Source organism: Pseudoalteromonas sp. GB43, from assembly GCF_054923805.1.
The window spans coordinates 1,602,475-1,624,601 of the sequence record NZ_JBPCHJ010000001.1; the positions used below are offsets into that span (position 1 = coordinate 1,602,475).

General features: G+C 42.0%; 15 protein-coding genes and 5 pseudogenes. 8 read left to right on the plus strand and 12 right to left on the minus strand.

Features of this window, described 5'->3' with window-relative positions; all coding sequences use genetic code 11:
• Nucleotides 1-34 precede the first annotated feature (34 nt).
• On the plus strand, nucleotides 35-1,171 hold the full coding sequence (chrA, locus tag ACRWSG_RS07690; protein ID WP_462165998.1) for a chromate efflux transporter: 1,137 nt from the start codon (nucleotides 35-37) through the stop codon (nucleotides 1,169-1,171).
• Here the strand turns inward: chrA and ACRWSG_RS07695 are convergent.
• Genes ACRWSG_RS07695 through speA form a run of 4 tightly spaced genes read right to left on the minus strand, consistent with a single transcriptional unit; the run spans nucleotide 1,168 to nucleotide 6,147 of the window.
• The gene (locus ACRWSG_RS07695) at nucleotides 1,168-2,418 is read right to left on the minus strand and encodes a mechanosensitive ion channel family protein (protein WP_054554419.1); all 1,251 of its coding nucleotides are present in this window, start codon (nucleotides 2,416-2,418) and stop codon (nucleotides 1,168-1,170) included. The two genes, chrA and ACRWSG_RS07695, sit on opposite strands and share 4 nt — an antisense overlap.
• The gene (locus tag ACRWSG_RS07700; protein WP_462165999.1) at nucleotides 2,415-3,338 is read right to left on the minus strand and encodes an acetyltransferase; all 924 of its coding nucleotides are present in this window, start codon (nucleotides 3,336-3,338) and stop codon (nucleotides 2,415-2,417) included. Before ACRWSG_RS07700 ends, ACRWSG_RS07695 begins: the two co-directional genes overlap by 4 nt.
• Before the next feature lie 28 nt (nucleotides 3,339-3,366).
• Nucleotides 3,367-4,245, minus strand: a complete 879-nt coding sequence (locus tag ACRWSG_RS07705; RefSeq protein WP_054554421.1) for an acyltransferase — start codon at nucleotides 4,243-4,245, stop codon at nucleotides 3,367-3,369.
• A 21-nt stretch (nucleotides 4,246-4,266) separates the two neighbouring features.
• On the minus strand, nucleotides 4,267-6,147 hold the full coding sequence (gene speA, locus ACRWSG_RS07710; RefSeq protein ID WP_462166914.1) for a biosynthetic arginine decarboxylase: 1,881 nt from the start codon (nucleotides 6,145-6,147) through the stop codon (nucleotides 4,267-4,269).
• Nucleotides 6,148-6,345: 198 nt separating this feature from the next.
• On the opposite strand from speA, the pseudogene speE reads away from it, so the two are divergent.
• Nucleotides 6,346-7,208: pseudogene (gene speE, locus ACRWSG_RS07715) on the plus strand (polyamine aminopropyltransferase).
• A gap of 49 nt (nucleotides 7,209-7,257) precedes the next feature.
• Here the strand turns inward: speE and ACRWSG_RS07720 are convergent.
• The 3 genes from ACRWSG_RS07720 to ACRWSG_RS07730 form a co-directional block, all read right to left on the minus strand.
• Complete coding sequence (locus tag ACRWSG_RS07720; protein ID WP_054554423.1) at nucleotides 7,258-8,859, minus strand: methyl-accepting chemotaxis protein; 1,602 nt, start codon at nucleotides 8,857-8,859, stop codon at nucleotides 7,258-7,260.
• Between the two features lie 73 nt (nucleotides 8,860-8,932).
• On the minus strand, nucleotides 8,933-10,162 hold the full coding sequence (locus tag ACRWSG_RS07725) for a hypothetical protein (RefSeq protein WP_462166000.1): 1,230 nt from the start codon (nucleotides 10,160-10,162) through the stop codon (nucleotides 8,933-8,935).
• Nucleotides 10,149-10,763, minus strand: a complete 615-nt coding sequence (locus ACRWSG_RS07730; RefSeq protein ID WP_054554425.1) for a methylamine utilization protein — start codon at nucleotides 10,761-10,763, stop codon at nucleotides 10,149-10,151. Before ACRWSG_RS07730 ends, ACRWSG_RS07725 begins: the two co-directional genes overlap by 14 nt.
• Nucleotides 10,764-10,921: 158 nt before the next feature.
• On the opposite strand from ACRWSG_RS07730, the gene ACRWSG_RS07735 reads away from it, so the two are divergent.
• The gene (locus ACRWSG_RS07735; protein WP_462166001.1) at nucleotides 10,922-12,964 is read left to right on the plus strand and encodes a glycoside hydrolase family 97 protein; all 2,043 of its coding nucleotides are present in this window, start codon (nucleotides 10,922-10,924) and stop codon (nucleotides 12,962-12,964) included.
• Nucleotides 12,965-13,098: 134 nt separating this feature from the next.
• Here the strand turns inward: ACRWSG_RS07735 and envZ are convergent.
• Together envZ and ompR are read right to left on the minus strand one after the other, a co-directional pair.
• A pseudogene (gene envZ / locus ACRWSG_RS07740) lies at nucleotides 13,099-14,395 on the minus strand (two-component system sensor histidine kinase EnvZ).
• 5 nt (nucleotides 14,396-14,400) lie between these two features.
• A complete protein-coding gene (gene ompR, locus ACRWSG_RS07745; protein ID WP_054554428.1) occupies nucleotides 14,401-15,120 on the minus strand; it encodes an osmolarity response regulator transcription factor OmpR in 720 nt (239 codons plus the stop codon).
• Nucleotides 15,121-15,276: 156 nt separating this feature from the next.
• On the opposite strand from ompR, the pseudogene greB reads away from it, so the two are divergent.
• From greB to ACRWSG_RS07765, 4 genes and pseudogenes are all read left to right on the plus strand, one after another.
• Nucleotides 15,277-15,758, plus strand: a pseudogene (greB, locus tag ACRWSG_RS07750) (transcription elongation factor GreB).
• Between the two features lie 113 nt (nucleotides 15,759-15,871).
• Entirely contained in the window at nucleotides 15,872-16,177 is a 306-nt protein-coding gene (locus tag ACRWSG_RS07755) for a hypothetical protein (RefSeq protein WP_194442662.1), read from the plus strand.
• 49 nt (nucleotides 16,178-16,226) lie between these two features.
• Nucleotides 16,227-16,808, plus strand: coding sequence for a CBS domain-containing protein (locus tag ACRWSG_RS07760; RefSeq protein ID WP_054554431.1), 582 nt, complete (start codon nucleotides 16,227-16,229; stop codon nucleotides 16,806-16,808).
• 135 nt (nucleotides 16,809-16,943) lie between these two features.
• Nucleotides 16,944-19,260: pseudogene (locus ACRWSG_RS07765) on the plus strand (Tex family protein).
• A 68-nt stretch (nucleotides 19,261-19,328) separates the two neighbouring features.
• Here ACRWSG_RS07765 and ACRWSG_RS07770 read toward each other — a convergent pair.
• The 3 genes and pseudogenes from ACRWSG_RS07770 to bioH all read right to left on the minus strand — a co-directional run bounded on the left by ACRWSG_RS07770 (nucleotide 19,329) and on the right by bioH (nucleotide 21,348).
• Entirely contained in the window at nucleotides 19,329-20,195 is an 867-nt protein-coding gene (locus ACRWSG_RS07770; protein WP_462166003.1) for a putative metalloprotease CJM1_0395 family protein, read from the minus strand.
• Between the two features lie 5 nt (nucleotides 20,196-20,200).
• Entirely contained in the window at nucleotides 20,201-20,509 is a 309-nt protein-coding gene (locus tag ACRWSG_RS07775; RefSeq protein WP_054554434.1) for a hypothetical protein, read from the minus strand.
• A 101-nt stretch (nucleotides 20,510-20,610) separates the two neighbouring features.
• A pseudogene (gene bioH / locus ACRWSG_RS07780) lies at nucleotides 20,611-21,348 on the minus strand (pimeloyl-ACP methyl ester esterase BioH).
• 58 nt (nucleotides 21,349-21,406) lie between these two features.
• Here bioH and ACRWSG_RS07785 point away from each other — a divergent pair.
• The gene (locus tag ACRWSG_RS07785) at nucleotides 21,407-22,123 is read left to right on the plus strand and encodes a ComF family protein (RefSeq protein ID WP_462166004.1); all 717 of its coding nucleotides are present in this window, start codon (nucleotides 21,407-21,409) and stop codon (nucleotides 22,121-22,123) included.
• The last annotated feature ends 4 nt before the right edge of the window (nucleotides 22,124-22,127 follow it).

Sequence of the window (22,127 nt, forward strand, 5' to 3'; positions counted from 1 at the left end):
TCATAATTGAAAAAAAATTACTGATGGCAAATCAATGTTATTCATCATATTTAAGCAATTCTTTTTATTAGGCTGTATGAGCTTTGGTGGCCCTGCAGCACACCTTGGTTACTTCAAACGCCACTTTGTTGATAATTTAAAATGGCTTTCTGCTGAACGCTATGCCCAACTGATTAGTCTTAGCCAAGCATTACCGGGCCCAGGTTCGAGTCAAGTTAGCTTTGCGATGGGGGTTGAAAAAGGAGGGGTATTGGGTGACCTGTGCGCTTTTATTGGGTTTACCCTACCCTCATTTTTAATCATGTTTTTTCTGGCTCTAAGCGCTCATCAATTTGGTGATATATACTTTGCAGTAATTGCTGGGCTAAAACTCTTTGCAGTAGTGATTGTTGCCGATGCAACCTATAGCATGGCAATGAGCTTTTGCAAAAACCACTTACATAAACTTATAGCAGTGCTAAGTACTGTTGTATTGATTATTTTCTCACAATTATCGAGCCAAATTTTAGTACTTATTGCAGCAGCGGCTATAGGTTGGTGCTATCCACAACTTAAATTACCTGAAAGCCAAGAGCAAAAATCAGTGAAAATTGCTTGGTTACCACTTGGCTTATTTGCCATCTTGTTATTAATTAGTTTTTTACCTTTCGGTGAATGGCTTTCTTTGTTTGCACCATTTTATCAAACTGGCGCTATGGTCTTTGGTGGCGGTCACGTTGTGTTACCTATTTTACAAGCTGGTGTACCGAGCCTTGAAACTGAGCAGTTTTTATCGGCTTATGCCAGTGCCCAAGCCATACCTGGACCGATGTTTACTATCGCTACTTATTTGGGCGCACAAGTTACACCAAGCATTCCACTTGTAGGTGCTATTGTCGCGACCATCCTGATTTTCTTACCGGGTTTTTTGTTGATGTTAGCCTTTATGAAAAGCTGGTTACAGTTAGCAGATAAGCCACGCTTTGCAGGCAGTATCGCAGCGCTAAATGCCGCTGTAGTGGGGTTTTTAGCCGCTGCTCTTTATTCACCGATTTGGCAATCGGCAGTGCAAAATCTATGGCAAGTAGCTTTAGTCATTGCAGCATTTACATGGCTAAGAATGGCAAAGCCACCTATTTGGTGGCTTTTGTTAGGCTTTATTACGATTAGCTTATTGATTGGTCAGCTTTAAGCTTTCTCACGTGGAGGATTAGCTACCTTGATACTAGGCTTTAAGCCAGTTTGGGCTTCGCTTGTGCTCAACTGACCCGTAACACTTTGATAAGGTCTAAGCCCAAAAATAGGCAGTACAGCAAGTAGATGATCCATGATCTCTGCTTGCAAGTGCTCGTATGAAATCCAGCGCTTATCCTCACTAAAGCAATAAAACTCAATAGGTAAACCATGATTTATTGGTTGCAGCTCTCGCACCATTAAAGTTAAATCACGATTAATTTTTTCATGTTGCTTTAAGTAACCTTCAGCATAACGTCTAAATAAGCCAAGATTTGTTACTGGGTTAGGTAAATTTGCTACTCGTATGTAGTCATGCAAAGGAATTGCATCATCAATTTGCTCTCGAAAAGCATCATCCACCAAACGAATACTATTCATATCAATGTTTAAAGAACGCTTGATACGACGACCACCTGACTCTTGCATACCACGCCAGTTTTTAAATGACCCTGCAACTAACATGTAAGTTGGAATGGTTGTAATCGTGTTATCCCAGTTACGCACTTTTACTGTATTTAAGCCAAGGTCGATAACTTCACCGTCTGCGCCATAGCTATCCACTTGGATCCAATCACCATAAGTTACTAGTCGATTTGCTGCTATTTGAATACTGGCGACAAAACCCAAAATGGTGTCTTTAAATACGAGTAAGGTCACCGCCGCTATCGCACCAAAGCCAGACAAAATATAAGTTGGCGACTTCTCTAGCAAAATGCTCACAATGAGAATGGCGCAAACCATAAAAGTGATAAGTTTTACAACTTGGATCAAGCCCTGAATCGGAATATCGCGCGCAAAATCAAGCTGGTTATAAATACCACCAGCAATGCTCACCACACTACTTAAAATGAAGCCACCGTAAATGATCAGTGCAATTTGACCCACCGTTTTAAGTACTAATGCAGCGACATCATGAACTGGATAAACATAATCGAAGGTCGCTAAATAAAGTACACAGCACAATATCCCTGCAAAACGACGGTTTAACTTATTGAGCATAGGTGTGAGCGCACCAATACGCTCAGGAGACAGGCGTGTAACAACCTTTTGAATACCCGGTAGTAATAAGCGACGGGTAAACATGTAAATTATTAGTAATGAGCCAACGCCGATAGCTGTAGCGGTTAATGCACTTATTAGCGCCGCGTCTGGCATTGATTCAAACCAAGGCATCACCAACTCTTGTAGGTGAGTTTGCTTCATGGCGCTTCAATCTCCTTATTGATGGTATCAAGGTACTCAGCTTGCTGAGCTTGGTGATAAGTTAGTAGCTGAGCATCTTTTTGTAACCACAACTCATTAATATGTTGTTGGAAAACCGTTCTAAATGCACGGTCATGCTGATAATCACCAATCATCTCTGCGCTAATTGCTTGCACTTGCACTTCAACTTTAATCACGTTTAAACGGTCACGCATCAGGTTACGGCAAATATGGTCGCCCTCCCCCTGATAAATAATCGAGGTATTTAATAATGCATCAAATTGCTCACCTAACACCTCAAGAGCAAATGCTATACCGCCTGCTTTGGGCTTTAAAAGGTAAGTAAACGGACTATTTTGCTTACTGTGCTTTTGACTTGTAAAGCGCGTGCCTTCAACAAAGTTAATGATTGTTGTTGGGTGATTACGAAAATCACGGCAGCTACGTTTGGTGCGCTCAACATCAAGCCCTTTCAGCTTAGGATTTTTTGCCAGTTGCGCTTTGCTCACCCGCTTCATAAAAGGCATACCCATAGCCCATGCGCCAGTGCCAATGAATGGCACATACTTCAGCTCATCTTTTAAGAAAAACTTTGGCGCGGGTAAAACATCGATTGCACTCAGAACAACAATGTCTAGCCAGCTCATATGATTAGAGATAAGTAAGTACCAACCATCTGTAGTAACTTTACCTTTAATATCAATTTCAATTACTGGGCAACCTAACCACAAGGCAAAGCGGTTACCTTTACACCAACCGCGATAAGCTAAATGAAGAATATCGCTAACCACCTTAAATGGCAGTAGTAACTTAAGCACACCAAACAGCAGCACCAGCGTGCCCCAAATAATCACATTAGCAAACAAGACAATACTAACTAGAACGCCTGTTAACCAATTTGGTAAAAATTTCTTTAACATATGTGTGCTCTCGACTGCGTTAGCAATACTACTGCGTTTTAGCTTCTAATTCGGCTAACTGTTGATTTTTTTCTTCCCAAATTCGATTTAGCTCAGCTTGAAAATTTACTCTAAACTCTGCATCGCCCGTATAATCCCCAATCAAATTTGGACTCACTTCCATCACTTCTACTCGCACATCGACTTGCTTTACTCGACCACTAGCAAAGTCCACAAAGCTAGGAATACCACCAGGGTAATGAATGGTTACATTCACTACTTTGGAAATTTGTTCACCCATTGCTTGCATAACAAACGCAACCCCGCCCGCTTTCGGCTTTAATAGGTGCTCAAAAGGACTATTTTGGCGAGAATGCTTTTGCTCAGTAAAACGCGTACCTTCAACAAAGTTAACAATACTCACTGGCATTTCTTTAAACTTTTCACAGGCTTTGCGCGTGGTTTCTAAGTCTTTGCCACGCAATTTAGGGTTTTTCTTTAACTGGGCTTTACTCGTACGAGTCATGAATGGGAAATCCAACGCCCACCATGCAAGACCCAAGAAAGGAACGTATATCAGCTCTTTTTTCAAGAAAAAGTTTAAAAACGGAATACGGCGATTAAACAGACGTTGCATAACAACGATATCGACCCAGCTTTGATGATTCGCGATCACCAAGTACCAGTCTTTCGCTTTTAACTGCTCAAGACCTGTCACGTTCAGATTATATGAAGCAAATATGTTTTGGTTGATGCTGTTGCAACTCACCCACATAGTGGCGCATTGCTTAGCAATCCAACTCATTAATTTTTGCAATGGCTTGATTGGAATAAGCTTTATGAGGCCACAAATAAAAATAGGCACAAACCAAAAAAGGGTATTGAGGGTGTAAAATAAAAAACTGAACACACAACGGATCATCGACATTACTACTTATTCCTTTAACGCTTAATCTTCAAAATACGTATAGCCAGCAAGGCCTGCATTTAGTTCTGATAAATATTGTGCCTTAGATTGCTCATCAATTGCCAGTGAGTTGACCCGTTTTGCAAAGTTTTCAGCAAGAATCTCGCTATCATAATCAACAAACTTTAATACGTCCTTAACACTGTCACCTTTAATGGCATTAGTCAGTTGATAGCCTGCTTCTGTAAGCTCAACATGCACTGAATCTGTATCGCCGAACAGGTTATGTAAATCACCTAAAATCTCTTGATACGCACCCACTAAAAACATTGCAATATGGTATTGCTGACCTTGCTTGTACTCAGGAATAGGTAAGCTGCTCTCTATGCCTGTGCCTTCGACATAATCACGAATTTGCCCATCTGAGTCACAGGTAATGTCTTGAATAATGGCGCGCTGTGTTAATGGCTGATGCAAGTTTTCAACTGGCATGACAGGGAATAACTGCCCAATCCCCCAGACATCGGGGAGTGACTGAAATAATGAGAAGTTAACGAAGAGCTTATCGGCAAGTTTCTCGTTTAAATCGTCTAACACTTCTCGATGTGAACGGGCATTCTCACTAAGTGATGCACGAACACGATGTAAAATTGTGAAATACAACTGCTCGAGCTTCGCCCACTCAAGCATAGTGAGTAGGCCATGCACATATTGGTCATGGGCTTCACTGAATAGATGCATTGCATCATGATAAATTTCCAACGCCATACGCGGTGTTAAACGCTGTAAACACTGCCACATTTCATCTAGTACCAATACACTGCCTGCCTCTGGCGCCGTTGGATTTGCATGGTTTGGCGCACGCTCAACATCAATAACATCTGTAATTAATACCGCGTGGTGCGCTGTTAACGCACGGCCTGACTCGGTAATAATGGCAGGGTGTTTTAGGTCATGTTGCTGACACACTTCAGCAAACGCATTAACTACATTACGCGCATATTCTTCAACACTGTAGTTCATTGAACACGAACTACGTGACCCAGAGCCTTCGTAATCAACACCTAAACCGCCACCGACATCCACGGTATTAAGTGGTACGCCTAACTGTGTTAACTCTGCAAAGTGACGAGCACATTCACGCAGTGCGCGATGAATATCGCGGATATTGGCAATTTGCGAGCCGATGTGGAAATGCACTAGTTGCATTAAATGAAGTTTATTGCGCGATTTAAGCAGCTCAACCGCAGATAGCACTTGCCCTGCTGTTAAACCAAACTTACCTTTTTCGCCACCGGTATTCTGCCATTTCCCCTTACCAACCGAGTTTAAGCGAATACGAATCCCAATTGATGGCTCGATGCCTAGGTCATCAATTTCTGCCAATAGAGTAGTTAGCTCAGAAAGTTTTTCTACAACAATATGAACCTTATGACCCATGCCTTGGCCAATACAGGCTAAGCGTAAAAACTCACTGTCTTTATAACCATTACAAACGATGGTAATTGGCTCTTGTGCTACACCTAAAATAGCCATCAGCTCAGGTTTTGAGCCGGCTTCAAGGCCCACTAAACCACTTGGGTGAGCAAGTAGTTTACTGACCACAGAACGCTGTTGATTAACTTTAATTGGATAAACACAGGTATAACTACCTTGGTATTCACGGGAATTTCGTGCTTTGGTAAATGCGCTAGTCAGCGTTTCAACGCGATTTTGTAAGATATCGGTAAAACGCACTAAAACAGGTAGGGTAAGACCTTGCTTTTTAAATTGCTCAGTCAGTTCAGATAAAGACACCGCGGCTTTAGTTTGATCGCCATCAGGGTAAGCCACCAGCTCACCTTGTGCGTTGATGTCAAAGTAACCGTCACTCCAGTGAGCAACATTGTATGTTTCGCGTGCTTTATCTAAACCCCAAGTCATGGCAATGTCTTCTGTAAATTCATTAAATATAAACGCACATTTTAATACGCTAGGGCTGACCACGCTAACAAAAATTGCGCTGTATGCCAAAGTGATAAAAAATATTCGCTATACTGATTAAAATTTGATTGAGCAATTAGCCAAGCACTGGCAAAATTGCACCCCTTTTTTACCATTAACCAAAAGTGTATAAGCAAGATGGCTAATTTAGATCAAAATAACTGGTTCACTGAAATTAGTGACCGTGATGGTAGTGCCTTTTCATTACGCATTACTAAGAAGCTTGATGAACAGCAATCGCCATTTCAAAAAGTAGAAATGTACGAAACAACTGACTTCGGTAATCTGATGATTATTGACGGTTGTACTATGGTAAGTAGCCGTGAAAACTTTTTTTACCACGAGATGATCAGCCATCCGGCATTGCTTGCACACCCAAATCCAAAAAATGTTGTGATCATTGGTGGTGGTGACTGCGGTACTTTACGCGAAGTATTAAAACACCCAAGTGTTGAAAACGTAACGCAAATTGATATCGACGAAGTCGTGACACAAATGTCACTTAAATACTTCCCTGAGCTGTGTGAATCAAATCAAGATCCGCGTGCTACAGTGATGTTTGATGACGGCATCAAGTACATGCGCGAAGCAGCGCCAGAATCAATCGATGTAGTCATTGTTGATGGTACAGATCCAGTTATCCAGGCGAAGGTTTATTTAACCACGCTTTCTATACCAGCTGTTTAACTGCACTTCGCCCAGGTGGCATCTTAATTCAGCAAAGTGAATCGCCACTTATGCACATGCCACTTTTAGTTGAAATGCGTGATGCAATGACTGAAGTGGGCTTTGTTGACTTACAAACGCTGCCTTTCCCACAACCAATTTATCCAAGTGGTTTATGGTCTGTAACGCTTGCTCGTAAGTCAGAAGCGTTCGCTGGTTTTCGTGAAGATGATGCCAATAAACTTGCGCAAAGCACTGAATACTATAATGCAGGTATTCACCACGGTGCATTAGCCACACCTAATTATATGAAACGTGCTTTCGAGAAAAAGTAAGCGTTTTGACTAGATGAAAAAAGGGCTCATTGAGCCCTTTTTTGTTGTATTAAACCTTAAATCTATTAACTAACTGATTCAGTTCGTCAGTAAGCTGATTCATACGGTTAGCGACCTCTTGTGTTGAACTCGCTAACCCGCCTCCATGTTGGGTTTGATCGTTTAGATCAGACAGGTTTTGACTAATTTCATCTGCAACAGCAGTTTGCTCTTCAGTTGCTTGTGCTGTTTGCATCGCCATATCATTTACTTTGACCGATGATTCTTGCATCGAGTTAAGTATATCGTTAGTTTGGGTAAACGATTCTACTGCTTCATCAGCAAAACGCTTACCACTATTAATCGCCTGTAAGGATTGCTCAACACTGGCTGCAAATTGCTCAACCATAGTTTGAATATCATTAGTGCTTTCTTGGGTCCGAGTTGCTAGGGTACGAACCTCATCTGCAACCACCGCAAAACCTCGCCCTTGCTCACCAGCTCGCGCAGCTTCAATTGCGGCATTGAGTGCAAGTAAGTTAGTTTGCTCAGCTATAGCGCGAATAACTTCAAGCACTTTAGCAATGTTGTCTGAGCTTTGTTGCAGTTCAGTGGAACGTTGGCTGGCATGTTCCATATTATCTGACAAGGCAACAATTTTTCGACTCGAGTTATCAACCGCAGCCAAGCCTTGTTTAGCCAGTTGCTGTGAGTTGTCAGCTTCATGGGATGAGTTTTGTGCCACACCTGCAACCTCACGACTTGCAACGCTCATTTCATGTACTGCACTAACTATTGATTCAGATGCTTGGCTAAGCTTTTGATTTATTTGATGGTTCTGATTAGCAAAATTATCAAGGTCACGACCTAAATTATGCAGCTCTTTAGCCTGTCCAAGTATGTCTTTGATAAGTTGTTGTAGGTTATCTAAAAACCCGTTAAAAGCCGTCGCAAGTTCTGCAAACTCGTCTTGTGTTTTTACATTGATACGGCCTGTTAAATCACCATCTCCCGACGCAATCTCATTAATTCGCTCTGTCACAAAGTTAATCTGCTTCGTGAGTTGTCGAGGTACATAATAGCTAAACCAACCAGCGACAAGTAAAACGATAGCGATCATTATCATTAGTTTAACTTTAAAGCTGATAACACCATCCATTAACTTCTCAGTTTCAGATTTTGATGTTTTATCTGCTGCTTCGCCTGCTTTATCTAAAATATCCCTCAGAGCTGAAAATGTTTGTTCAGCAATCTGCTTTTTTTCACTGTTTTGTGGGTCATTAATAAAGTTTTTTGATGCCGAATACCATGAATCAAATGCGCTATCAAAATGACGGAACCGGTCGACTACCTCGGTGTAAGGTGACATGTAAGACAAGTATTGCCCAAAGCGCTCTTTAACTTGATCGGCATTTTCTTGATGTTCATTTAGATAAGTTTTATCTGTGTTACTGCTTGTAACAAGAGTAAGCTCGGCAACCTTTGCTTGGTAAATATCTCTATCAGCATTAACAACGACCGAAATCGCATTCAAAAATCGTTCTGATTGCGCGTCAACAGCTTGTTTTTGCAAACTGATAAGATAAGTGTAGCCTGCAATTAGAATAAGAATGGCAATGCCTAACAAAATAATCGGTAGGGAACTTTTAACGCGAATGCTTTGTAAATTCATACATTTTCCTAATTAAAAATCGAAACCAGCATGCTTATTGAATCTTAGCTGAAAAATATAAAACTGTATGAAATTAAAAGTGCCAACTCGCTGAAAGCTGAAATTGCTGCTGCGAGTTATGCTCATTAAATCCCATACCGGGTCTGTTTTGAGCGTCACTGCTCAGCACTGAATATTCAGCACCTACTTGCCACTTGGTTGACAGTTGATAACGCCAACTTGCGGTTAAAGCTTCTCCACGACTTTGGTTAGGATCAAATTGCCAATCATCATGATCGCTAACCTTGAAATAATCATACCTAATTGTGAGACGATGCTGGTCTAACTTGTGGCTTAATAAAACAAAATGGCTATAAAAATCATTGTCTACCCCACGATTTGTGCCCATCGCAGTTTTACCATCAAGGAGCTGTACAATAATGCGTGTTTGCTTATTAAATTTATACAACCATGCCGCGCTTAAAAAACGTGTATCCCACGCATATTGACCAGTACGGGTATTCAAAGCACCTGGATCGCCATTGTTGTCATAATAATAGACACGTAATTGTGATTTTTTTTGATAATCCCAATGAGCGCCAACGTAATAGCCAAAACGCCCATCTACTTCTTCGAAAGGCTGCACGTGCTCGGCTTGCTTATCTAGCTGCGACCATTCAAATGAACGTGGAACAGCAAAATCAATTTGTTCATTGAACGTAGTCTGCCTGTCATGCATAGCAAAGCCACGCCATGACAGCAACGTCCCAGCAGGATCGTTGCCTTTAAAAACCGCAGCAAAGCCTTCAAAACTATGATTACTTCTAAATTGCCTACCTGGGCGCTTAATGTTTGCCTCTAAACCAAAAGTCCGCACTTCTTCGCCAATCCAAGTATTAATCGCAGAATTAGTGTAGTTATAAGGTGACATCCAGCCATTTTGCGGGTTCTCAAGCGACATTTTTGGATAAAAGCCACCCGCTTTAACAGCCCATTTGTAACGACTAGCTGTAAGAGGCTGATATTGCAAATAAGCCTGAGTTAAACCAACTGTTAGTTCTGGATCAGGGTGAGCGTTAAGTACTGTGTGCGCAGACCAATCGCTATTTAACTCAAAACGACTACTCAGCATAGCTTGGGATATCACAACACCATCATGCTCTTGGTCATAACGGTATAAGCCAATTCCTTTGCGCTGATAGCTCGCTAGTTGGTCACCACGCACAGCCGAAACAGTTACCAGCCCATCATGCTCAGCATATACCACTGCAGGCAACCCAAAAACACTCGCCAATAGCAAGGCTTGCCATTTATTCATAATCATCAAACTCGTCACTGCTTAGTTCTAATTTTGGTAATAAGTTTTGCTTTAACTGATAGCTCAACGACTTTGCATTGTTCGTTATCTCGATAGTTTCTGGTGTACTGATATCATTAAAGCGGTCATGCCAAACAGCCAGAGTAAACTTACTTTCAGGTAAGCTTAATTCAACCATACCTTGATCATCTGTTTGCCCATAGATCCCACCATCGACGACCACAATGTAACCCAGCATCCAGTCATGAATGTTACAGCCAAGCTCAACAACCCCCGATTGTGCAAAGTTAATCGGTTTTTCGGGTTTATCGTGGTAAAGCTTTAACTCAAATTGCTTTGTTTTAGAAAATGAATAAACGTGGTGCATGATTGAATCAAGGTTAGGAAATTCAACATTTGCTCCTTGTGGCACTGCCAGCACATGAGGCACAAAGGCACGTTCTTTTTGACTCATGGTGTAGTGACTATCAGCAACAGCAAGTTGTTTTGAACCTTTGAGCCAAACCACGGCATTCTTGACTGGCTGATTCTGCTTATCAACTATCTGTATTTGCTGTGCCAATAAACTTTGACTAAACAATAGTAGCAACAGGGTTATTCTTATCATTTTGCTTAACCTTTTTAGGTGCAGGGCTGATATCGCAGCGTTCACTTTGTTGAATACGTATGCAGATCTCTCGTATTAACCGGCAAGTCACTTTATGCTTTAAGGATGTATTGAATACGTGACAACAATCCATAACCATAAGCCGCCAAGGAACAACAATGCGATTAACTGCCTTAATGTTAGCAGCCTTTTCAGGTACTTGCCTAGCACAAACCACAACCGTCAGTTCACCTGATGGGCAGATCAAAGTAACTATCTCAGATGAGCAACACACACCTAGCTACGAAATCAGCTTTGCAGGTAAACAAGTCATTGCTAACTCTTCGTTAGGCCTTGTTTTTAAACAACAACCAGCAATGAGCGAAGGTTACAAAATTAGCAGCCAAACCACTGATTCGGTAAAAAGCAGCTGGGATCAACCTTGGGGTGAGCGCCAAACTGTAGTTGATAACCATAACGAAGTCGCTGTTACTTTTAAAAAACCACAACCACAAGGTGGCACGTTTACGGTACGTTTTCGCGCTTTTAATGATGGTGTAGGTTTTCGATACGAATTACCAAAACAAGCTGGCTATGATGATGTAGAAATCACTAAAGAGCTTACAGAATTTGCAATTACAGACTCATCAGATGCAACAGCTTGGTGGATCCCCGCTCGTGGTTGGAACCGTTATGAATATGTTTATAACACCACCCCACTTCATAAAGCAGCACTTGTGCACACACCATTTACTATAAAAAATAAAGAGGGTGTGCATATTAGTATTCACGAAGCTGCCCTTGTTGATTATGCAGGCATGGTGTTAAATCAACGTCGTGATGGTACCTTCCAAGCCGATTTAACACCTTGGTCAGACGGTGTAGCGGTTAAAAAGCACGGCGCATTTAATACTCCTTGGCGTACAATTCAAATTGGTGATGAAGCCGTTGATTTAATCAACTCAGATATCATCTTAAACCTAAATGAGCCAAATAAGCTGGGTGATGTATCTTGGGTTAAACCGGGTAAATACGTAGGTATTTGGTGGGGTATGCACATCAATGAAAATACTTGGGGTAGCGGTAAAATTCATGGTGCAACCACTGCAAACACGAAATATTACATGGACTTCGCTGCTAAATATGGCTTCGATGGCGTGCTAGTCGAAGGCTGGAATATTGGCTGGGATGGCGACTGGTTCTATAACGGTGACGTTTTTAGCTTTACACAACCTTATGACGACTTTGATATTGAGGAGCTGACACGTTACGGCAAAGAAAAAGGCGTACAATTAATCGGTCACCACGAAACGTCGGGTAACGTGACTAACTACCGTAACCAAATGGAAGATGCATTTGCGTTATACGAAAAATCAAATGTAAGCCAAGTTAAAACAGGTTATGTCGCCGACGGTGGTAACATCAAGCGTATCGATGAAAATGGTATTGTACGCAAAGAGTGGCACGATGGTCAGTTCATGGTTAATGAATACCTACACAACGTAAAACTTGCTGCAAAACATAAAATTAGTATCAACACGCATGAGCCTGTGAAAGATACCGACCTACGTCGTACATACCCGAACTGGATTGCTCGTGAAGGTGCTCGTGGTCAAGAGTTTAACGCATGGGGTACACCGCCGAACCCACCAGAGCATATTCCAATGCTAGCTTTCACGCGTATGCTTGCAGGCCCAATGGACTTTACGCCAGGTATTTTTGATATGGGCTTTAACGGTTTAGGTGCTGATACCAACCGCCCACAAACAACCCTAGCGAAGCAATTAGCGCTATACGTTGTAATGTACAGCCCAATTCAAATGGCGGCAGATTTACCACGTAATTATTTAGCGAAGCCAGATGCATTCCAGTTTATTCAGGATGTACCAACTGATTGGCAACAAAGTATTGCACTACAAGGTGAAGTTGGCGATTTCGTTGTATTTGCACGTAAAGAACGCAAGCGTGATCAATACTCAGGTAACGACTGGTATCTAGGTGCTGTTACAGACGAAAAAGCCCGCACTCTAGAAGTGAAGTTAGACTTCTTAGATAAAGGTAAAAAGTTTGAAGCGCAAATCTACCGCGACGGTGACAAAGCTGAATGGGTAAATAACCCTTACGACTTAAAAGTAGAAAAACGCATAGTGACTGCTGATGATAAGCTAACGTTAAAGCTTGCCACCAGCGGCGGCACAGCGATTCGTTTTAAAGCAATCTAAGCTAAAAGCTGAAAGTTTTAAGCTTCAAGTAAAAAAGAGCGCGGCATTTGATGTCGCGCTTTTTTATTGCCATAAAAAAGCAGCCCACTCGGGCTGCTTGAAACTTATAGCTTAAGGCTTACAGCTAAATACTTTTAAAACGGCAAATAGATTTGCGCACTGAGACCACCTTCTGGGCGATTAAGTAATTGTACTCGGCCGCCGTGCATATCGACAATACGTTTAATAATCGCAAGGCCTAAGCCACTGCCTTCGCTACCGCGAGCGGCATCACCTTGTTTAAACGGTTCAAATACAGTTTCAAGTTCGCTTTCTGGGATCCCCGGACCGTGATCGTTAACCACAACTATGGCAAACTTTTTATTACTGCTCACGCGGGTTTCAACCTCTATATCACCATCTGAATAGCGAATTGCGTTTTCAATCATATTAGTAACAACACGCTTTATTGCCACCATACTCACTGGCACTTCACTTAAGCTCGGATTCTCTTTAAAGGTAATAGTGCGGTGATGTTTTTGTTCAGCTTCGACAACTTCTGAAACAATCGCGTTTAAATCTTCTAGCTCAAGTTCTTCACGTTTGTGGTGGCGTAAATATTCAATGAATTGGTCGATAATGGCATTCATGTCTTCAATATCATGAATGATCCCTTCACGCAGGTAATCTTCATCGTCCGACATCATTTCGGTGGCAAGGCGAATACGTGTAAGCGGCGTACGCAAGTCATGAGAAACACCTGCCATTAATAACCGACGGTCATTCTCAAGGGCAGCAATACCACGCGACATTTGGTTAAACGCACGGGTTACTTCAATGACTTCTGTAGAGCCTTGCTCTTCTAGCTTGGTAGAAAAGTCACCCACCCCTACTTTAACAGCGGCTTGTTGCAGTGCCTTTAAAGGTCTATTTAGATGGCGGGCAAACAACCACCCACCGAGTACACTTAAAAAGCCAATACTCGATAAATAAAAGGTTAAGAATTTTAGGTTGTTTTCTTGCAAAGCCGGTGAGCGGCACGCGCACCCAATAACCCGGTGCTTGTGGAGCTTCAACCCAATAAACAAGTGGGTCGGTTTGGCTAATACGTACCCGAGCAGAACCATTGAGCTCTTTCGACATGCTTCGCGATAGCATTGAGTACTCACGAGTTTCAGCCAAACCCTGACTCATTGCTTGGCGCTGGGTCATGACCTCGATGCCGGTGATCTCAAAAAACTTATCAGAAGCTTCCTTGCTAACCTCAACCCCTTCTTCCCATTCAATAAACACGGTTTTCACCTGTTTAGATAGGATCAGGTTTACTTGTTCTATAGTTGGTTTAACAACATAAAAACTGACCGTAATATAAGAGACAATTTGATTGATTAACAGCAGGGCTGCAACCAAAAATACCGTTTGTCCAAACGCACTACGTGGAAACATGCCCATTACTGTTATTTTTCACCGTCTGGCACAAATACGTAGCCTAAGCCCCATACTGTTTGTATATAACGTGGATTCGCGGCATCCACTTCGATCATCCGGCGTAAGCGTGAAACCTGCACATCGATACTGCGCTCAAGCGCACTGTAATCTCGGCCGCGCGCTAAGTTCATCAGTTTATCGCGACTAAGCGGTTCACGAGGATGAGTCACTAACGCTTTTAATACCGCAAACTCACCACTGGTTAACGACATTGTTTTATCACCATGGCTCATTTCGCGGGTCGCAAGGTTTAGTGTGAAGTCACCAAAGCTAATTTCGTTTTCTTCGGCAGCAGGCGCACCCGGCACTTCTTTCGCACGACGACGTAAAATTGCTTTAATACGCGCTAACAGTTCACGTGGGTTGAATGGTTTTGGAATGTAATCATCAGCACCAAGCTCTAAACCGATTATACGGTCAACTTCATCGCCTTTGGCTGTAAGCATTACAATTGGAATGTCATTTTCTTTTTGACGTAAACGACGGCAAATTGATAACCCATCTTCACCTGGCAACATTAAATCTAATACTATCAAATGGAAGTTTTCGCGCTCTAATAAGCGATCCATCTGCTCTGAATTTGCTGCTGAGCGAACAATAAAGCCTTGTTCTACAAGGTAACGCTCTAGCAAACTTCGTAAGCGCATATCGTCATCAACAACCAATACTTTTGTCGTTTCGTGTCCCATAACTTTCATTCTTTTTGTAATATGTTACTTATTAATATAAATGAAAAAGTTAAGAATAAAAAACGAATTACGCGCTTAGATTGTTACTGAACATTTCAAAATCCGACTCGACAAAGGGTATACTTTGCGGCTGGTTTTCTTTTTAGGCTGAATAAAATGGCAAAGACAAATTTAATAACCCGAGAAGGGTATCAGCAATTACAACAAGAACATGACTACTTATGGCATGAAAAGCGCCCTGAAATTACCAAAATTGTGACTTGGGCAGCAAGCTTGGGCGACCGTTCTGAAAACGCAGATTATCAGTTTAATAAGCGTGTTTTACGACAGATAGATCGCCGTGTGCGCTATCTTCGTAAACGCATGCCAGATCTTAAAATTGTTGACTACAACCCGCAACAAGCAGGTAAAGTGTTTTTTGGTGCTTGGGTCGAAATTGAGAATGAACAAGGCGATACAAAGCGTTTTCGCATTGTGATCCCGACGAAATTTACGAGCGCAAAGATTACATTTCGATTGATGCACCTATGGCTCGAGCGCTCCTTGGCAAACAGGTAGATGATGATTTTTCGGTGATCACGCCTGAAGGCGCAAAAGAATGGTATATCAATGAGATAACTTATCCGGATGCAAACTAATTTTCCCTGAAAATTCAGAAAGCGTTAATTAGTGATTGTTTAGTCTAAAAATGTGATCTATAACTAAAGTTACTCAAGATAAATCATTACTTGAGTTTTAGAAGGTAGTAAGTATGTCAAACGCAATACAACGCATAATGAATAATGCCATTGTATTCGCACTATTAATTAGTGTGAGTTTGATATCTTATGCCAGTGATATAGAGAGCCATTCAGACAGTGTTACGCCAACCGCTCACTTTATTGCGTGTGATAGTGCAGACCCTGCTAACTTAGATACCGACCTCGATAAACATACTCCTGCGTTCATCACTAATGTAGCCCAACCACTGCAAGATGCGCCTGTTGTTTCGTATGTTCCCCCTTGTAATAAGGTGTCTGTTTATAGCGCGCACCAGCGAGGACCACCTGCTTTTTAATTAACTCAAATTTTCTATTTCTGTTTTATTAAAATGTATGGTGATCAAAATGAATAAATTCAAAGAATTACGTCTTCAAGACATTTCTAATGGTGCTTTATCTAATACTGTAAACGAAGTTGAACCAACCCTCGACTTAACTTCTCCAGCGCTAAAAGTATTAAATAGCTTTACAAGCAAAGACCCTGTGCGAGCACATCATGATTTGAGTATTGTCGATGCACTTAAACAAACCAGCAGTCGTTGTTCTGACTTTATTTTAGTCGTAGATAATGACGAAAAGCTTATTGGTATTACTTCAAGTGCTGACTTACAAAGCTCTAAAATCATGATTCTTGCTCAGCGCCTCAATTTACATCGCAATGAAGTTACTTTGCAGCATGTAATGACACCACTTAGCAGCTTAGCTGGTGTAAGCTTACAAAGTATTAGCTATGCATGCATTGGCGATGCACTGCAAACTATGGAACACCAAGGTATGATGTTCCTTTTAGTAACCAGCGCTGAACATGAAATTTGTGGTTTGATTTCAGCCCGTGAAATTGCTAAAAAATTACATATTCCTGTTAATATCAACCCAATTGCTAATGGCTTCAGCGAAGTATTACAGCAGGTTGATCACCCGCACTAAGCGTTAAAACCCGCGTTGTGTAAGACTATTTTTGCAGGCCTTAAAAGCAGTGCTTTTAAGGCCTTCTTATTGTGATATTATTCAGGCAATTAATCTTCAGTTTTACTGATTTTCTATTTTTAAAAAGGGTTATGCATGAGCAATATCTCTGCACGCTTAGCAACTGAGCTAAGTGCCCAGCAACCACAAGTTGTTGCTGCAATCAAATTACTTGATGAAGGTGCCACAGTTCCTTTTATCGCCCGTTATCGTAAAGAAGTAACTGGTGGCTTAGATGACACGCAATTACGTTTACTTGAGCAACGTTTATCGTATTTACGTGAATTAGAAGAGCGCCGCAGCTTTATCCTTAATACTATCGAAGAGCAAGGCAAGTTAACTGCTGAGCTAAGTGCTGATATTAATAACGCTGACAGTAAAACTGAGCTTGAAGATTTATATCTGCCTTTCAAACCTAAGCGCCGTACAAAAGGACAAATTGCCATTGAAGCGGGTATTGAGCCGCTTGCCGATGCGCTATTTAACAACCCTAGCCTCGACCCTGAACAACAAGCAAGTGACTACATTAATGCCGATGCAGGCTTTGCAGATAATAAAGCGGTGTTAGATGGCGCTAAATTTATCTTAATGGAACGCTTTGCTGAAGACGCCAAATTGCTCGCTAAATTCCGTAGTCATATCACACAACATGGTCAGATTGAAAGTACTGTAATCGCTGGACCAAGAAAATGAAGGCGTAAAGTACCGCGACTACTTTGAGCATCAAGAACCACTTAAAAAAGTACCATCACACCGTGCACTTGCTATGCTGCGTGCGCGTAATGAAGGCGTCTTACAACTTAGTATCAACCCAGAGCCTGGCGCAGAAAATCCGGCGCAAGTGTGTGCACAAATGATTGCCGATCATTATCGCTTAGATATTAGCAATTCTGCTGCAAGTAGTTGGTTAATGGGCGTAGTGCAATGGGCATGGAAAATTAAGTTAAGCCTTCACCTTGAGAATGAATTTTTAGGTGCAATGCGCGAAAAAGCAGAAACCGGCGCAATCGACGTTTTTGCTAAAAACTTAAAAGATTTATTAATGGCCGCTCCTGCAGGTCCACGTACTACGTTAGGTCTCGATCCTGGCCTGCGTACTGGTTGTAAAATTGCCGTTGTCGATAGCACTGGCAAGCTGTTAACAACACAAACAATTTTCCCGCACGCACCACAAAATCATTGGGATAAATCACTTCGTACTCTTGAGCAATTATGCCGCCAACATAAAGTTGAGCTAATCGCTATTGGTAATGGTACGGCTTCACGTGAATCTGACAAGTTAGTAGCTGAACTGATTAAAGCCAACAGCGAACTTAAACTCAATAAAATTATGGTCAGTGAAGCGGGCGCTTCTGTTTATTCAGCGTCTGAGTTTGCCGCCAATGAATTCCCTAACCTTGATGTTTCACTACGTGGTGCTGTGTCTATCGCGCGCCGCTTACAAGACCCACTTGCTGAGCTGGTAAAAATTGAGCCTAAATCAATCGGTGTAGGTCAATATCAGCACGATGTATCGCAAAGCCAACTTGGTCAAACACTAACATCAGTGGTTGAAGACTGTGTAAACTCAGTGGGTGTAGACTTAAATATGGCGTCGGTGCCACTACTTACTCGCGTATCTGGCTTAAACAAAACGTTAGCACAAAACATTGTTAGCTACCGTGATGCGAATGGCTCATTTAGCAAACGCTCTGAACTTAAAAAAGTTGAACGTTTAGGGCCTAAAGCCTTTGAACAAGCTGCCGGTTTCTTACGTATCAGCACAGGCTCAGATCCTCTTGATAACTCGTCAGTTCACCCTGAAGCCTACCCAGTTGTTAAGCGTATCTGCGAGAAGAACAGCTTAGATGTTAACAGCCTAATTGGTAACTCTAACATCCTAAACAAGCTCGTTGCGAACGACTACACAGACGAAAAGTTTGGTTTACCAACGGTTACCGACATTATCAAAGAACTTGATAAACCGGTACGCGACCCGCGCCCTGAGTTTAAAACAGCTGAATTTAAAGCCGGTGTTGAAACCATTAATGACCTAAAACCGGGTATGATTTTAGAAGGTGTCGTGTCTAACGTTGCTAACTTTGGTGCCTTTGTTGATGTGGGTGTACACCAAGACGGTTTAGTGCATATTTCTGCTATTACGAACAAGTTTATCTCTGATCCACGTGAAGTGGTTAAAGCGGGCGATATTGTAAAAGTAAAAGTAGTTGAAGTAGATGCTGCCCGTAAACGTATTAGCTTTACCATGCGTTTAGACGATGATGTTGATACCAGCAATAAAGCCGCATCAGCTAGCAAACCTAAGCCAGCTGCGAAAGCGAAAAGTGCACCTAAACAAAAACGCGAATTTGGCAATGTTGCCATGGGTAATGCCTTTGCTGATGCATTTGCCAATGCAAAAGTGAAAAAATAATAGGCTGTAGGCATAAGTCGAAAAAAACCGCGTAAGTGTAAACTTACGCGGTTTTTTATTTTAGAAACTTAAATAAAAGCAGATAACTGATTTTGATTAGTTGGCGAGGTCGCTGCTTGATAAAAATTAGCAATACGTGCAGCGCGCTCATCTACTTCAACGTCACGCTTTGCTGTTTTGGTTTCGCTAGTTTGAGTAGCGCTATCTTCACCATACTCACTGTTTATTTTGAAGGTCGATTTACCTGAATCAACATCGCCATCGGCTGATTGACTGGCGAGCTCAGCTTGCGCTGCCATCAGCTTTTGCGTGGCATCTGCGGCAATTGAACGATCAGCACTCGAAGGCTCTTGTGGTGCAAGTGCTGCAGCACGCACCGTCTGCATTTTTTCAATTGTGGCTTTTGGGTCGCCTTCAATTACAGCAACATCAATTTGCACCTCGCCGCCCACAGCATAGTTCGTACCATCAGGACCGCGTTGATATTCATAGCTTGGTGAGCCCGCATATTGCCCCCCCACTGATGCATGAGCTTGCTCATGAATACGTACTTCGGTATCGCGGGCTTTTAGCTCTTTAATTTGCTCAGCATCTTGCTGCTCTTGCTGGGCAACCTTTTGCTCTTTTTGCTGCTCTTGTTTAGCTTCTTGTTGTTCTTGCTCTGATTGTTCAGGCTCTTCTTGCTCACCACCTTGCTGACGTTCTTCAATCACCTTGTCTTCAGCCAGACGCCCTTTTGCATCATACGTACCCGCCTCAGAACCCGGCTGCTTGGTTTTGTCGCCATCATTCAGGGTTTTATTTTCTGCGTTACTCGGCTTGGTAGCGGCAGGTGGCGGGATCACTTCACGTAACTGATTATCACGGCGAGCACTTTCGGTGTGCACGTTCGCCGTGTTGATATTAATCGAAGGAAACGGAGTGACGATATTCATAAGTTTTAAACTTTAATATCTATTAATGTGCCGAGCACTTCATCAGCAGTCTGAATCGTGTTGATATTGGCTTTTGCATTAAACTCTTCAACTTTTAAGTTAACAAGCGACTCATCAATTGGGGCAGGTTGTGAAACTGGCGGAGTTACAGCTTCATTTGGAGTCGCCGCTTGTAATTGGCGTTGTTGAGCTAATTGGGCATCATCTTGCTGATCAATTGAGGCACGGCTAATCTCAGCGCTTGCCTTTTCGATACCTTGGCTTGCACGGTTATAACCTTCTACCGCATTATTAAAAACAGAACTGATTGGCATAACACCCTCCAACAGTGAGATTTACCCGGTAAGTATCGCTCATAAAACGAGCAAAATAAAGCTAAATCCCGCTATTTTTCTGGCCTCTCAGCGAGTTTTGCTTAACACATTGATTTCAGTGCTGATATAAATGCTGCTTTATGAGAAATAAAAGGCGCATGTGAAGCTTTATCTAAAACCTCGTATTCAAACTGGGGTTGTATGGCATGCATTTTTTCAATCGCACGATACGGTACTAATGAATCTAAGCGACCGAAAATACCACGCACAGGTACGCTAAGGTTAACGAATAGTTCCCGTAAATCATCCTGCTGTAAAATGTCTAAGCCCGCACTTAAAGCTTGCTCTTGAGGCGCAGGGTATTGGTTTAAAAGTGCTTTAAGTTGCTTAATATCATCCCGAGCTGATTCACTGCCCATCGCTTGTATCGCCAAAAACCGTTCTATCGTTTTTTCTCTGTGACTAACTAGCTGATCTTTAAATGCATTTAATACGTCAGGTTTGATACCCGGTCATTCGTCGGTTTGCGCAAAAAAAGGCGTTGAGGCAACCAACACAACCTTTGCTACTTTGTCAGGCCAATGTGCTGCAATATACAAGGCAAAAAGCCCGCCCAACGACCAGCCAACAAGAATAGACTGATCATTTAGCTGTGTACTTAGTTGCTCAGCCGCAGCGTGCAAAGTGTAAGGTATGGGAATAGACTGTGCGTTACCAAAGCCAGGTAAATCGAGACAACGGACTTCACCATCATGAAAAAACTCAAGCTCAGGTTTGATCACTTGCCAAACCCCTTGGTTCATTCCCCAGCCATGTAATAGCACCATCTCATTTTGCATAATTTGTATTTCCCAACCACACTTAGCGCTCATAATAGCGTTTAAAGGAATGAATGCAATGTCTCACTTACCTCATGCCTTAAAACTAGGGCTAGACGCACTATTCCCCAACTTTTGCATTAGCTGCCAGAATCACATACAGGCTGATCAAGCTTTGTGTCAGTATTGTTTAGGTGACCTTAATTTATTTGACCTTACACGCCATCCAAATCTGTTACACCGACCAGATATATGTGATGCATTTCCTGATAGTAATTTTGACCATTTAATTGCCTGTGCGTGGTATCAAGCACCTTTTAAACTTTGGCTCAAGCAATTGAAATTTAATGACCAACAATATTTTCGTGTGGCACTACAACAAGTGATAGGGAAACAGCTGCAATTAGCTCGTCAAGTTAATGCAAATTGGCCAGACCTTTTTATTGTGCTGCCTCTGCATAATCAACGCTTTTTAGCACGCGGCTTTAATCAGGTAAGCCAAACTTGGCTGCCTGTTTTAAAAAACCAGCAATGTACTGTTAGCTCAGCTCTTTACAAGCAAAAAGCAACCAAAGCACAATCACAGTTAAGTAAAGCGAAAAGAGTTAAAAATCTACAAAATGCATTTGTTTGTCAGCAAGATTTAACAGGGAAAACCGTGGCAGTTGTTGATGATGTGATGACCTCTGGCGCAACTTTAAATGCTGCGACAGAAGCCATAAAAAATGCAGGGGCGAAGCAAATATGGGCTATGCTCACTTGCCTAACAGGGTTAGGCAACCTGCATTATGATTAAGTGT